This window comes from Arthrobacter sp. D5-1 (assembly GCF_017357425.1).
Classification (GTDB): domain Bacteria; phylum Actinomycetota; class Actinomycetes; order Actinomycetales; family Micrococcaceae; genus Arthrobacter.
This window is the reverse complement of the sequence record NZ_CP014571.1, coordinates 2,918,559-2,932,255: the sequence shown is the minus strand read 5'-3', so window position 1 is coordinate 2,932,255 and position 13,697 is coordinate 2,918,559. Positions and strand designations below refer to the sequence as shown.

Genomic DNA, 13,697 nt, shown 5'->3' with positions numbered 1-13,697 from the left:
CCGATAGACTTAACCCGTTACACCGGGTCGCGCGCATCGGGAGGAGGGACGATGCGCATCCTTTAGCGAACCCGGATTAATGGAAAAATCTTCTGTGGCTTCCCAGCCTCTGTCTTCTGCACCATCACGCCCCTCCCGCCTGCCCGGCCGTTTTGCGCGGCTCCCGGAACTTGCAGGACCCGGGTTCCTGCCCTTGGGCCTCTTCGCCCGCCTTCCGCTGGCCATGCTCACCGTCGGAACCCTGACCCTCGTCACGGCCGTCAGCCAGTCCTACGCCATCGGTGGCATGGCTGCCGGAGCTGTCGGCATTGGTTCGGCCCTGGGTGCCCCTGTCCTCGGCTCCCTGGCCGACCGCGCAGGGCAGCGGATCGTGCTCCTGGTCGCCGCAGTCATGAACGCTTTGGCGGTCGCCGGACTTCTTGCGGCGGCCTACCTGACGCCGGCCTACGGTTCCGCAAGCGACGCTGTCGGTGTCCTCATCGCGTCATTCCTTGCCGGTGCCAGCTGCCCGCAAGTCGGCCCGATGGCCAGGGTGCGGTGGATGGCTTTGACTACCCGGAACCTTGCCCCCTCGGCAGCCCACGGCAGCAGGAGCGTGGCAGCAAACCGCGCAGACCTCGATACCGCGCTGTCCTACGAGGGCACCGCGGACGAGGTCACCTTTGTCCTTGGCCCGGCGCTGGTGGGTGTCCTGGCCAGCATGGTGGCCCCATGGTTGCCACTTGCCCTGGCTGCGGTCATGACCATCACGTTGGTGCCGGCTTTCGCCGTCCACCCCAGCCAGCATGCTGTGGTTCCAGCGCCTCGCAAGGCGGCTTCCGGCGTCGTGCCTTCCGAGGAGCAGCCCGCGCAGGCTGGTCCGCAGCGCCGCAATCGTTGGGCCGGTGCTGTGGTTGCCGTACCTGTGCTGGCAATGGTCTGCATGGGTACCTTCTTTGGGGCGACGCAAAATGCGTTGAGTGCTTTCTCTGCCCAGTACGCCACCGCCGAAATCGCGGGGATCCTCTACGCGGTGATGGGCTTGAGCTCTGCGGTGGCTGCGTTGTCGGTCGCGTTCTGGCCACAGCGGTTCAGCCTGGCCTCCCGCTGGGTTGCGGCCGCGCTGGCGATGTCGGCCTTGTCGCTTTTGCTGCTCTTGCCCGGCGGTATTTGGCCGATGGTCTTTGTCTTGCTGATTTTGGGTATTCCGGTGGGGCCTGTGATGGTCACGGTCTTCAGCATTGGCGGCGTCGTGGCACCGGCCGGCCGTATGGCAACGGTCATGACAGCCCTCGCCAGCGGAATCGTCGCTGGTACGGCTCTGGGCGCGTACCTGGCTGGGCAACTGGCCGAGACGCAGGGGCCGGGTGCAGCATTCGTCGTTTCCATGGCCGCCGCGGCTGGCCTGCTGCTGCTGGGCGTTGTGACGTCCCTGGTGATGAAGCGCCGGCCTCAGTCGTAGTCGAGCGCTCCGGCGAGCGACTTTGCCATGAGTTCAACCAATCGCACAGACCGTTCGTCGTCGGGGTCAGCCAAATGCTGCATGCTGATGCCGTCGATTCCCGAAATGAACAAGCGGGTGATGTCCTCCAGGTTGGCGGGGACGGGTTCACCGGCGGCTTCAGCAGCTCCACGGAACAATTCCAGGGTTGAGCTGACCCAACCGTCGTACATTGATCGGTTCATGAGCAAGGCCTGGGGCTGGTCCTCTGCTTCGACCCGGAAGCGCCGGAGCAGCAGTTCGAACGTGGTGACTTGCTCATGGGGATTTTCCAGCATGCGGCTCCAGATGCGCCTGGCGTGGGCGCCCACCATGTGGCGCAGTCCCATCCCGGGATCGTTCACTGGCTCCAAGGCCTTGGCGTAGTCCCGGCTGAGGAAGTTGTACACCTCTTCAAGGAGTTCATCCTTGTTGCGGAAACAGTAGTGGAGTGCTGCAAGCGGGGCTTCGGCTTCGCTGGCAATCCGCCGTGTCGTCGCGGAGGCGAGGCCATCCTGGGCGATCACCCTTGCTGCGGCTTCGACGAACTGCAGCCGCCTTTCCTCGGCGGGAACCCTGGCCATCCATTCACCTTCCTCTTATTCAGCCACCGGTGAGCGTGTTAGGTCACCTGTGATCGGGTTCACCAACCCAGTGGTCTCATCGATCGTAGGCGCTATCCGCCGCAGCAAGCTTTTGGCCGTGCCGGGGAGCGGAAAAGTCCTCCGAAAGAAATTTTACGCCAAAACCTAGTCAAGTGACCCAGTCAAGCGACATACTTCTTTCAAGAACGTTGTCTGCATCACATTCCGATGCGGTGACTTGAGGAGAACCGATGGAAGATTTCGCTGATTTGGTGATCGTGAATGCCTCGGTCCACACCATGGACGTGGCGGAACCAGAGCGCATGAGTGATGCCGTGGCCGTGAAGGGCAGCCGCATTGCGGCGCTGGGCCGCCACGACGTGGGCCAATTGATTGGCCCTGGGACGCACGTTATCGATGCTGCGGGTGGGGCTGTCATTCCGGGCATCAACGATGCCCACTTGCACTTCGTATCGGCGGCTATGGCCGCTTTTGGATATGTGCGCCTGGAGCCGGCGGTAGCGCCGGACTGGGCGGCCGTTGTTGATGTCGTGGAAAATGCGCAGCCGGGGGAGGACGGCTGGGTCCGGGCCCATGGCTGGGACGAGGCGCTTCTGGGCCCGGCAGAAGGCTTATTGCTCGATTCACGGCGCGACACGCCCGTTGTGGCCTTCGACAGCACGGGGCATCAGTTGCTGGCCAACCGCGAGGCGCTGCGAAGGGCTGGTATCACTACTGAAACGCCGGATATTGACGGCGGTGTGATCGTGAGGGCGGCAGACGGCAGCCCTACGGGCCTGCTCCAGGACGGAGCCATGGAACTTCTGTCGCGGTCAATGCCGCCCGTGCCGGCTTCCATCATGCGCCCGGCTCTGTTGGCATTGCAGGAGCAATTGCACTCGCTGGGTATTACTTCACTCACGGATCCCGGCCTGGGGCCGGCGAGTGCAGGACTCATGGACGGTGCCGGTTCGACGGCGGCATTGGAGTTGCTGGGCGACCTCGCCGCGGTGAAGGAACTGACCTTGAGAATCAACGTCTTGATGCTCTTCACGGGAACCGGGGGAGCCAATGCCCAGGCGGTTGAGGCAGGCCTGCGCAGCGGACTGGCCGATGCGTACCGCCACCGCGGCATCGATCCGGAGCAGTTGCGGATCGCGGGAGTCAAGGTCTTCGCGGACGGAATTCCCCGCAGCGGCACCGCGCGGATGAGTGAGCCGTATGGCAGCGCGTGTACGCACGGCAGCCTGGTGATCCAAGGAGCCACCGACGGGCAGAGGGTTGCCGAACTGCGCAAAATTCTTCGCCTGATCAATGACGCGGGGCTGCAAGCAGGGGTCCATGCCACAGGGGACGCGGCCACCGCCGCCGCCGTTGAAGCAATCATCGCAGCATCTGACGGTCCCGCGGCGCGTCCAATGTCATCAGGGAACCGCCACTACATCATCCATGGCGCCTTCGGTGATTCCGGGACTCTTCACACCATGGCTGCCCACGGCATTGGATACAGCACCAACCCCCTCATCCGCCAAGAGGCCGGTGACATAATGCGCCAGGTTCTCGGGGAGGATCGCTTCTCCCGGCATCAGCCCCTGAAGTCGGCATTGGGGGCAGGAGTTCATTTCAATATTGCCTCGGATGCTCCCGTCACGAGTACCGATTGGCGGCGCACGGTGGTGGCAGCCGTCCGCCGGGCCACCCGTTCCCGGCCCGGCAACCCGCGCGATGCCGAGCGGATTACCGGGCTGCAGGCATTGGCTGCCATGACCATCAATGCAGCTTGGCAGGACCACGCAGAGCACTTCAAGGGTGCTTTGATGCCTGCAATGACAGCAGATTTGTGCTTGCTGTCCAACCCCTGGCCGCAGGACGAGGACATTGAAAAGCTCCTCGATACAGAGGTCAGGCTCACCCTGAGCGGTGGCCGTGTGGTCCACCATGCAACCTAGTCCACCAAGCAACCAGCTAGACAATTCACTTCCAACCATTCGTGATTCAAGGAGCACCATGCGACGACGCACTTTTCCCTTGGCCCTGGCCGCAGTTTTGTCCATGTCGTTGGCCGCCTGCGGTGCCGGCCCGGACCCGGCCGCCGCCCCCGCTGCCGACGGGACCACCACTCTGAAGGTGGGTACCATCGGCATCGGTTCGGACGCCGGTATCCGCCTTGCAGCTGACAAAGGCTACTTCAAGGAACAGGGTCTCAACGTCGAGATTTCTGTCATTGCCAATCCACCGGCCGGCATTGCGGCTGCCCAGAGTGGTCAGCTTGATCTCACCTACACTCCCTCCATCCCACTCCTGAATGCACTGAGCCAGAACGTCCCGCTCAAAATCGTCGCCGCAGCCGACGGCTACAAGGACGGTGCCAGCGAAGGGGCGGACCTCAACCGCGTGGACGACACAGGACTCCTGGTGCAGCAGGCCTCGTCCATCACCAGGCCCAAGGACCTGGAAGGAAAGAGCGTCAGCGTCCCCGCGCGTAAAGCACAGTTGGAGGTCACAGTCAGCAAGCTCGTCAAGGACGACGGCGGCGATCCCGCCAAGGTGAACTGGATGGTCCTCGATCCGTCCTCGGCACTGCAGTCACTCAATTCCGGACGGGTCGACGCCGCCTCGCTCGTTGCCCCGTTCACGTCCAAGGCCGCCTCGGAGGGCAACAGGCTCCTGGCCTCGCCCGGCGTCGAGTTCTTTGAACAGGGCGCAATTGGCCTCTGGGTAGCGGGAGCAAACACGGTGAAGTCCAAGGAAAAGGCGCTGGAAGGTTTTCAAGCCGCCATCTACAAGGCCAACGCCTACGCCAACGGCCACATCGATGAAGCACAGCAGCTCAGTGCCGAGATCACCAAGACTCCACTGGACGTGGTCAAATCCGGTGCCGTGAATTACTGGCCTGAAGAGGTGCGCCTCGAAGACATCGAGCGCGCCAACAAGAACCTGGCCGAGCTTGGCTTCCTGAATGCACCTGTGAAGCTGCCGGCTGACGTAATTTTCGGAAAGTAGGCCGGAAGCGACATGGGAGATTCATCATGAGAGCATCCATCCGCCCCTATGCCTTCAGTGCACTGGGCATCGCCGCAGCCTTCGTCATTTGGCAGGTTCTCGCTGCGGCCAACGTGGCAGGAAACGCCCTGCCGTCGGCCACTGCCGTGTTCGCTGTGCTGGCGACCATTGTGGGTACGGGCAGTTTCTGGTCCGCCGTCGCCGCCACCATCGGCATCGCATTGCTCGCGCTGGCTGTAGCGGCTTTTGCGGGCGTAGCGCTCGGGTTGCTGATAGGCAGCTTCGAATCCGTCCGGTATGCCACCTTGGCTGTCTTGGAATTCCTGAAGCCGGTCCCGCCGATCGTTATCCTTCCTCTTGCCGTGCTGGTGCTTGGTCCAACTGCTGAGATGGCGCTCTTCCTGGTGGTTTTCGGGTGCTTGCTGCCTATCGTCATGCAGACCGTGGATGGTGTGCAGGGGACTGATCCCGTGGCGAAGGATACGGCCCGTTCCTACGGTATGGGCGAGGGAGAAATTCTGGCACGGGTGGTTTTACCCAGTGCCATGCCTTACATCGGCACAGCCATGCGGGTGGCAGCTCCTGCCGCCCTGGTGGTCACGGTGGTGGCAGGCCTCCTTGGTGGTGGCCCGGGCCTGGGTCAAAGCATCTACCAGGCGCAAGCGGCAGGTGACTACGCCAGTCTCTACGGATTGGTGATCGTCCTCGGCGTCCTGGGTCTGTTGTTCCAAGGTGCTACCCGGCTGGCCGAGCGCCGGGTCCTGCACTGGCATGAGTCCTACCGGGAAGTGGTGTCCTGATGAGAAACGTCGCACTGCGAAATTGGGTGATCGGCGCCGTCGCGCCTGTTCTGTTGTTGGCAGCGTGGTGGTTCCTTTCCGCCAACTCCACTGATCCGTTCTTCCCTCCGTTGGAAACCATCCTTATCCGCTTCCAGGAGCTGTGGCTGTTTGACCACTTCCAGTCCGATGTCCTGCTCAGCCTGGGCAACCTGTTCCTGGGCTTCGCCATCGCAGCGGTGGCAGGGGTCGCGGTGGGGTTCGTCACCGCGCTGGTCCCGCCGGTCCGGTGGATGATTGATCCGTTGATCCATTTCCTCCGCGGTATTCCTCCGGTGGCGCTGGTACCGATCTTCATCTCCCTTATCGGCTTCGGTACCCAAATGCGCGTCACCAGCATTGCCCTGGCGGCATTGTTTCCCACCATGATCGCCACTGTGGACGGCATCCGGAGCGTCAGCAACGACCTCTTGGACGTTGCCAGGGTTTACCGGCTGAGCCGAAAGGAACGGGTGTTCAATGTCATCCTGCCGGCGGCGATGCCCCAGATTTTCTCAGGGTTGCAAGTGAGCCTCCAGGTGGCCTTCATCGTCATGATCGCCAGCGAAATGCTGGGCAGTTCGCAGGGAATCGGAGCCATGACCTTGCTGGCGCAGCAGAGCTTCATGACCGCTGATATGTGGGCGGGCATCCTGCTTCTGGGTGTTATCGGATTCCTGGTCAACATCCTGTTCACCCTTCTTAAGCGCAAGGTTTTGTCCTGGTACATCGGTTCCCGTCGATTGGCGCATGCCGCATGAGCTCCCGGCACGCCCCGATTCTTCCTACCCCCAACAGAAAGTCCACCATGGCACAGCAACCAGAGACCCGCATCAGTGCGACCACACCGCGGCTGGACGTGGCGCATCTCGCCAAGACATATGGCAGTGGCGATAAGTCACACACAGTCATCGAAGACCTCACCTTCACAGTGAATGCCGGCGAGGTTGTCTGCATCGTCGGTCCGTCAGGGGTCGGAAAGACGACACTCCTGAAATGCCTGGCCGGGCTTCACCCGGCCAGCAGCGGACGGGCAGCAATTGATGGGCGAACCATCAGCGGCCCGCCTCCGGAGATGGCCTTGGTCTTCCAGGACTACAACCGCTCGCTCATGCCATGGCTCACAGTTCGGAAGAACCTGGTCCTTCCCCTGCGGCACCTCAAGCTGCCCGCAACGGAACTCAAGGAGCGCTGCGACAGCGCGCTGGCCGCCGTCGGCCTGTCCCATGCCGACAACCAGTACCCTTGGCAGTTGTCCGGCGGCATGCAGCAACGCGTGGCGATCGCACGGGCCTTGGCGTATCGGCCGGAGATCCTCATCATGGACGAGCCGTTCGCCTCGGTGGACGCGCAGACCCGCTTTGACCTGGAGGACCTGTGCTTGAAGATCCGGAAGGACTTCAACATGACTATTTTGGTGGTCACCCACGACATCGACGAAGCTGTCTACCTCGCGGATCGCGTAGTGGTCCTCGGCTCCCGACCCGCCCGCGTCCTCAAGGTGGTGGAGGTGGACCTGCCGGCACCACGCGATCAAATCACTACGCGTTCCTTGCCGGACTTTGCCCGGCAGCGAACCGAAGTGCTGTCCCTCATTAAGAGGCCCGCATGACGGGCCGGCAGCTCACAGCCGCCAACCGCCGGCCCAATGTCCTGTTTATCATTGCGGACCAGCTCCGGGCCGACCACCTGGGTTTTGCGGGGAATGCCACTGTCAAGACGCCACACCTGGATGCACTCGCAGCCAAGAGCGTCGTTTTCGAGAATGCGACGGTGGCCAACCCTACATGCATGCCTAACCGTGCCAGCCTGATGACCGGCAGGTGGCCCTCTGCGCACGGGACCCGCTGCAACGGCATCACCCTTGATCCACTGACCCGGACTGTTCCCGGATCCTTGGGGCAGGTGGTTACCGCACCGTGGGCGTGGGGAAGCTGCACCACCAAAACATGGGCTGGGAGTTTGAACCGCACCAGGCCGAGGAGATCCGGGCCACCGACCCCATGTTGTTGGACGCCGTCGTCAGTGACGCCCGCCGTCAGGGTTTTGCCCCGGGGTGGGATCAGTGGGAGAACCGCGACGCTCACGATGCCCGTTTCATTGCACTGCCCGCCGACTACTACGGATACCAGCACGTGGACCTTGTGATCGGCCATGGGGACCGACCCGGCGGCCATTATGTGCATTGGGCCCGGGAACGCGGCGTTGATCCCGAAACAGTGGGAGGTCCGGGAAATTCGTCCAGGACGTACGTCGGGTGGGATCAGGTGTACCAGACGGCTGTCCCGGCTGACGTGCACCCCACCAGCTATGTGAGCGAGAAAGCCATCGAGCACCTGAAGGATGCTGCCGGCCAGGACCAGCCGTTCTTCATGTTCGTGTCCTTCCCGGACCCCCATCACCCGTTCTCGCCCCCGGCAGGCTATTCAGACCTTTATAAACCGGAGGACCTGCCGCTCCCGCCCGGCTTCGAACAGGACCACGCTGCCTCGCCGGACCACATCAGGAAAATGGTGGAGCGCCGCGGTGAGCCCAACGCGGATCCCACCATGACGTGGGCGGCTTCGGAGGAACAGTACAGGTTCGCGGCGGCCGCTCAGTACGGATTGATCTCCATGATGGATGAGCACATTGGAAGGATCCTGGATGAGCTGGACCGCCAAGGACTGGCGGAGGACACCATTGTGGTGTTTACCAGCGATCATGGAGATCTCTTTGGGGACCACGGCCTCATGCTCAAGCATTTTGTCCACTACCGCGCCGTGACCAATGTTCCCTTGGTGGTGTACCTTCCGGGGACCTCCCCGCGGCGAAGCAGGGCCTTGGTTTCCAGCACGGACTTGGCCCCCACGCTTCTTGAGCTCACTGGCTCCAAGGGGTACCGCGGAATACAGGGACGCTCGCTTGTGCCCCTTCTTCAGGGGGGCACCGACCATCATCGGGAGTCGCTCCTGGTGGAGGAAGAACAACCATTTGGCTTGGACGGACTGCCGGGACCTGTCCGTATGCGGACGGTCATCACCGCTGAGGGCAGGCTGACCCGCTACTTCGGCACCGGGATGACAGAACTGTACGATCACCGTGAAGACCCCGGGGAGCTGTTGAACCGCGCGGGCAATCCTGCTTATGCCGGATTGGAAGAGCGGCTTTTGCGAACCATGCTCGAAGAGATGGCAGCCCTCACGGACCAGGGCACGGCCCCGACGGCGGCTGCTTAGCGGACATTCGGTCGGCTTGGTTGTAAGTTCGACGACGGCCGGTGGGTTGTGGGTCCAGCGGCCGTCAGTGGCTGTTGCGGTAGCCGGTGGGGGAGTTCCCGAAGGCTGCCCGGAAGATGCGGCTGAAATGGGCGGCGTCGGTAAACCCCCACCGTGCTGCGATGGCGGTGACGGGGCGATCGGTCAGCACAGGGTCCCTCAGGTCGCGCCGGCACCGTTCGAGCCGCCGTTGCCGGATGGAAGAGGCCACGGTGGTACCGATTTCCTGGAAGAGATCGTGCAAGTGCCGGGTCGAGATGTAATGGGCAGCGGCAATGGTTCCGGGCGAGAGTTCGGGATCACCGAGGTTCGCCTCGATGTAGTCGTGGATACGCCCCAGCAGCAGCAGATGCGGATCCCGTCCGGTCTCGATCAGCTGGTCAAGCTCGCCATTGAAGAGTGTGGTCACGAGGTCCAGCGCGTTATGCACCAGCCGGAGACCATTGGTGCCCGACAGGGCTTCAAGATTGTCGGCCAGTCTTACCAGGAAGGGGCTGATGAGTTGGCCTAGGCCCTCATCGCCCGGAATGCGCAAGGCAGTGACATGGCCCATGGCCTCGGCCGGCAGGTCCAGCAAAACGTGCGGGAACATCAGCACCAAGGTGCGGAAGTCGTCGTCGAACGTCAATTGATAAGGGCGGGAGGTGTCATAAATGGAGAGATCACCCGGGTGCAGCACGGCCTCGCGTTCGTCCTGAACCAGGCGGCCCGATCCAGCGAGCTGGATGCTGAGTTTGAAGAAGCGGCCCGTGGACCTGGCAATCAGCTCGGGTGTGCGCTGGACGGTATGGGGTCCGGCGGTAACCTCCACCACGGAGATCTGCCCCAGCACGCGTGCACGCATAGTGCCGTGGAAGGTTGAGCCTTGGAAGGACGAATTGGTGGGACCCGTCGCCAACAAGGGCACGAATGAGGTGGAGATTGCCTTGCTCCACTCCTGGAACGACTCCGCCACGATGGTTTCCACGGTTGCGGGGCCCGTATCAGCCGCGACGGTCATCAAACTCCCTTTCAGTGGCCCGCGGCGCCGCTGCCACTGGGGCGGGAATGTCGGTTGGGCGGACGTGAGCTTGCCCACGATTCTACACCGGGGACCAGGCCGGGACCGTGCATGCGTGGACCGACAAACACCCTGCCGTGTGAGACAAGTCACGCCATGCTTCTGCGGTGGAAGATTGCGGAATGACAGACATCGTGCCGCGCATTCTCCCGCGGCACCGAGGCAGGAGCACACTATGAGCGTGGACAACCCCGTCAAGGGCAGGGCGGCCGGAGCCGTAGGCACCAAAAGGCGGCTCGGCGTACCAGCAGTAACTTTCATGATCATCGCGGCCTCGGCGCCGCTGACCGTGCTCGCAGGCGGCGTCACCACCACTTTCGCGGTCACCGGTGTCACCGGGGTGCCACTGTCTTTCCTGATTCTGGGTGGAATTTTGGCGCTTTTCGCTGTGGGGTATGCCGCCATGAGCCGGTACGTCACCAACGCTGGGGCGTTCTACGCCTACATTGCGCAGGGCATCTCAAGGCCGGCCGGCGTGGGAGCATCACTGATGGCCCTCATGGCTTACAACCTCATGCAAGTGGGTATCTATGGCTTGTTCGGTTTCACCGTGTCCTCGCTCCTGTCTGCGCGGCTTGGCATCAGTGTTCCTTGGTGGATCCCTGTGCTGGTCTGCATCGCCATTGTTGGGTGGCTGGGAGTCAACCGGGTAGACCTGTCCGCCAAGGTGCTGGGCGTTCTGGTGGCCTTGGAGTTCCTGGTGGTCATTGTGTATGACGTCATCAGCCTTGCTGTGGCCCCCGAAGGCATGAGTGCAGCAACGTTCAGCCCCGAAAGCCTGTTCGTTCCCGGGATCGGAGCAGTCCTGTCCTTCGGTATCGCTGCCTTCATGGGCTTCGAGTCCGCTGCCATTTACGGTGAGGAATCCAAGGACCCCAAGCGCACCGTTGCCAGGGCGACGTTCGCAGCCGTGGGAATCATCGCAGTGTTCTACGCCGTATCAGCCTGGGCCATGACCGTGGGCGCCGGCCCCTCTGCTGTGGTCGAATCAGCGGCGGCCAGCGGGCCGGACATGATGTTCGCGTTCCTTGGTGCCAACGGAGGCGTACTGCTCAGCGACATCGCCCAGGTCCTCTTCGTGACCAGCCTCTTCGCAGCACTCGTCAGCTTCCACAACGCAGTAGCCCGCTATTTCTTCTCCCTCGGCCGCGAGCGTGTCCTGCCGCCGGTGCTGGCCAAGGTGCGGACAGAAAGCGGGGCGCCCTTCGCCGGTTCGCTGGCGCAGACGGTGATTGCCGTCGTCGTGACCATCGCTTTCGCCATTGCCGGCGCCGGGTCCGAACTGGGCGGGCTGTACCCCGTCTTGACCATGTTCACCTGGCTCACCAACAGCGGCGCGATGGGCCTCGTCCTGCTGATGACCGTAGTGTCGGTGGCTGTGATCGGCTTCTTCCGCCGGCAGCAGCACGGGGCAAGCTTGTGGGTCAGGGTGATCGCTCCTGGGCTGGGGTTCGTGCTTCTGGCCATCGTCTTCGTGCTCATCATGACCAACTTCAACGTCCTGCTGGGACAGGCCGAGTCCACGGCCGCTACGTTTGTCCTTCCGATGCTGGTGTTGCTGCCCGGAGTTGTTGGTGTCATCTGGGGCTTGCGCCTGCGGCGCTCGCAGCCGGCACTGTACGCCCGGATTGGCCACGGCGCCGAGGACTGAATCCCGGCGAAACTTACGGAAGCCCCGGCGAGTGTTCCTCTCGCCGGGGCTTCCGTGTCTTCCGTTGATGTTCTGTTCCGGTGGGCTACATCTCCGCAGCAGGGTCGAGTTCCGGGCTGTGGCGGCTGATGCTGATCAGGCGTCCGCGGGCGCCGAAGGTGAAGTGCACGGGTTCCGTGCCTGCCTCGTCCCACCCGAAGAGGCTGCCGTGGGACCTGATGGCGTGGGGATCGCGGTGGTCGGCGATGGTGACCGAGCCGCACGGTATGACTTTCTCGCGCCAGGTGAACACAAAAATTCCCGGGCGGATCTGTAGCACGGTGTTGGAATCCGTGTCTGCCAATCCGCGCTCCGGTCCGGCCAGGCACTGCCATGTGTACCAAGTGGGGCTGAGGTAGATGTGCTCATAAGCGTGGGATTCGCTGTACGCCCATTCAACGCGGCGACCAATGAGGGCGTTGCTTTCTGAGATTGCCGCCCCCGTGGTGTCGTGACCGTCGAGCGTTCCTGGGCGGAAATCGTGGTGGACGGCGACGCTGGAGGCTGTTGCCCTGCCGAGTGCGGCGCCAATGTAGAGCGCCCTGCCATGCAGCAGGTCCAGGACCAGGGAAACGGCGAGATCGGGATCGTCCTGACTCTGCCATTGGGCGTAGTACAGGCCCTCGGCTACGAGGAAGGCCTCATAAGGGGCGGTTCCTGAGTGGCCGGCCGCAGCCCATTGGACCTCTTCGTCGTCGAAGCTGAACGTCATGGGGCCACCGTCATTGCGGACGGAGAACTGTTTTCCTGCCAGATCCTGCACTGTGGGTGCCTTGTAGGCGTCGAAGCCGGGGGCCAGTCCGTCCAGTGGCAGCCAGTTGGAGGTGTCGAGGAGATTCAGGCTCATGGGTTCCTTCTTGGACTCGAATGAAGGACCGGACGGCGTGTCCGGTCCTTCTTTCGAGTATTCGCTTCGTCGCGGCCATCGTCTTGTGCTGTGGGGCACGTCACTTGACCTGCAAAGAAAGGTTCAGCCCTGGGGCAAAGTTCAGGCCAGCTGGCTTTCGATCCGGGCCGCACTGGCTGCGAGCGCTTTACCGACGGCGTCGGCGTCCTGATCGAGCCGGATGTAGACGACGGCGATCGCGGCCGGCCGTCCACCCGGAACCTGGATGGGGGCGGCGATGGAGGACAGGCCGGCGATGACCTCGTCATGGCTGGTGGCGTAGCCGAGTCGGCGCGCCTCATGGGCTTCGGGGCGGTAGGGGTTGCCTGAGCCGACTTGCTGCCAGCGTTCCTCGGTCATGGTGGATTGGATGGCTATTCCGGGAGCTCCTGTGCTGACCGGGTGGCGGCTTCCGGGGTGTTGGGCGAGCGCAGCGCCTGAGTGTCGTGGCTCAACGGTGACCAGGGTGACGCATTCCTGGTGGTCCCATACGGCGACGAAGGCTGTCATGTGAAAGGCGTTGGCGAGTTGGGTCAGTTCGGGAAGTGCCGCGGTTTGAAGGTTCCGTGAGACGCCGCTGGCCAGGACGGCCAATCCGGGTCCGGGCTGCACCCGTCCTGAGTCGTCGCGTACCAGCAGGGAATGGTCTTCCAGTGTCCGGAGGATTCTGTAGGCCACGGAGCGGTGAACGCCCAGAGCTTCGGTGAGTTCGGCAATACTGAGTGGCTTGTCTGCCGCAGCGAGGATCTCGAGGGCACGGATTCCCCGGGAGAGGGTTTGAGACGGCGGAGCTGGTATCGCCGCTTCCGTTGGAGGGTGGACATCGCTGCGGGGATTCATGCGACCCATCCTATGTTGGCGCGAACTTCCAGGGGGCTGTGCTTTGGGTCACAGACTGTAGTATTCTTTCCTAACTGACCGTTCTGTCGGTTAATGCAAG

General features: G+C 62.9%; 12 protein-coding genes and 1 pseudogene. 9 read left to right on the top strand and 4 right to left on the bottom strand.

The window, feature by feature from the left end; translation table 11 throughout:
• Window positions 1–79: 79 nt before the first annotated feature.
• Window positions 80–1,441, top strand: coding sequence for an MFS transporter (locus AYX22_RS13360; protein ID WP_207593873.1), 1,362 nt, complete (start codon window positions 80–82; stop codon window positions 1,439–1,441).
• Here AYX22_RS13360 and AYX22_RS13355 read toward each other — a convergent pair.
• Entirely contained in the window at window positions 1,432–2,043 is a 612-nt protein-coding gene (locus AYX22_RS13355; protein ID WP_207593872.1) for a TetR family transcriptional regulator, read from the bottom strand. The genes AYX22_RS13360 and AYX22_RS13355 overlap by 10 nt on opposite strands.
• Before the next feature lie 251 nt (window positions 2,044–2,294).
• Between AYX22_RS13355 and AYX22_RS13350 the strand changes: the two genes are divergently transcribed.
• The 7 genes and pseudogenes from AYX22_RS13350 (at window position 2,295) to AYX22_RS13325 (ending at window position 9,082) form a co-directional block, all read left to right on the top strand.
• Window positions 2,295–3,992, top strand: a complete 1,698-nt coding sequence (locus tag AYX22_RS13350) for an amidohydrolase family protein (RefSeq protein WP_207593871.1) — start codon at window positions 2,295–2,297, stop codon at window positions 3,990–3,992.
• 58 nt (window positions 3,993–4,050) lie between these two features.
• Window positions 4,051–5,046 (top strand): ABC transporter substrate-binding protein, encoded by a 996-nt coding sequence (locus AYX22_RS13345; RefSeq protein ID WP_207593870.1) that lies wholly within the window; start codon window positions 4,051–4,053, stop codon window positions 5,044–5,046.
• 26 nt (window positions 5,047–5,072) lie between these two features.
• A complete protein-coding gene (locus AYX22_RS13340; RefSeq protein ID WP_207593869.1) occupies window positions 5,073–5,846 on the top strand; it encodes an ABC transporter permease subunit in 774 nt (257 codons plus the stop codon).
• Window positions 5,846–6,625 carry an ABC transporter permease gene (locus AYX22_RS13335; protein WP_207593868.1) on the top strand — a complete coding sequence of 260 codons (780 nt, stop codon included), beginning with the start codon at window positions 5,846–5,848 and terminating at the stop codon, window positions 6,623–6,625. Before AYX22_RS13340 ends, AYX22_RS13335 begins: the two co-directional genes overlap by 1 nt.
• On the top strand, window positions 6,622–7,476 hold the full coding sequence (locus AYX22_RS13330) for an ABC transporter ATP-binding protein (RefSeq protein ID WP_207593867.1): 855 nt from the start codon (window positions 6,622–6,624) through the stop codon (window positions 7,474–7,476). The genes AYX22_RS13335 and AYX22_RS13330 overlap by 4 nt, the downstream gene beginning before the upstream one ends.
• A pseudogene (locus AYX22_RS24100) lies at window positions 7,473–7,646 on the top strand (sulfatase-like hydrolase/transferase); the annotation flags it as partial. The gene AYX22_RS13330 and the pseudogene AYX22_RS24100, both read left to right, overlap by 4 nt.
• Window positions 7,647–7,813: 167 nt before the next feature.
• On the top strand, window positions 7,814–9,082 hold the full coding sequence (locus AYX22_RS13325) for a sulfatase-like hydrolase/transferase (RefSeq protein WP_242703332.1): 1,269 nt from the start codon (window positions 7,814–7,816) through the stop codon (window positions 9,080–9,082).
• Window positions 9,083–9,146: 64 nt separating this feature from the next.
• On the opposite strand, the gene AYX22_RS13320 is transcribed toward AYX22_RS13325, so the two are convergent.
• Window positions 9,147–10,121: a helix-turn-helix domain-containing protein gene (locus AYX22_RS13320; protein ID WP_207593866.1), complete on the bottom strand. Its 975-nt coding sequence runs from the start codon at window positions 10,119–10,121 to the stop codon at window positions 9,147–9,149.
• Window positions 10,122–10,356: 235 nt separating this feature from the next.
• On the opposite strand from AYX22_RS13320, the gene AYX22_RS13315 reads away from it, so the two are divergent.
• A complete protein-coding gene (locus AYX22_RS13315; protein WP_207593865.1) occupies window positions 10,357–11,832 on the top strand; it encodes an APC family permease in 1,476 nt (491 codons plus the stop codon).
• Window positions 11,833–11,917: 85 nt separating this feature from the next.
• On the opposite strand, the gene AYX22_RS13310 is transcribed toward AYX22_RS13315, so the two are convergent.
• Both AYX22_RS13310 and AYX22_RS13305 read right to left on the bottom strand, forming a co-directional pair.
• Complete coding sequence (locus AYX22_RS13310; RefSeq protein WP_207593864.1) at window positions 11,918–12,718, bottom strand: MoaF C-terminal domain-containing protein; 801 nt, start codon at window positions 12,716–12,718, stop codon at window positions 11,918–11,920.
• 141 nt (window positions 12,719–12,859) lie between these two features.
• Window positions 12,860–13,597: a helix-turn-helix domain-containing protein gene (locus tag AYX22_RS13305; protein WP_207593863.1), complete on the bottom strand. Its 738-nt coding sequence runs from the start codon at window positions 13,595–13,597 to the stop codon at window positions 12,860–12,862.
• Window positions 13,598–13,697 lie beyond the last annotated feature (100 nt).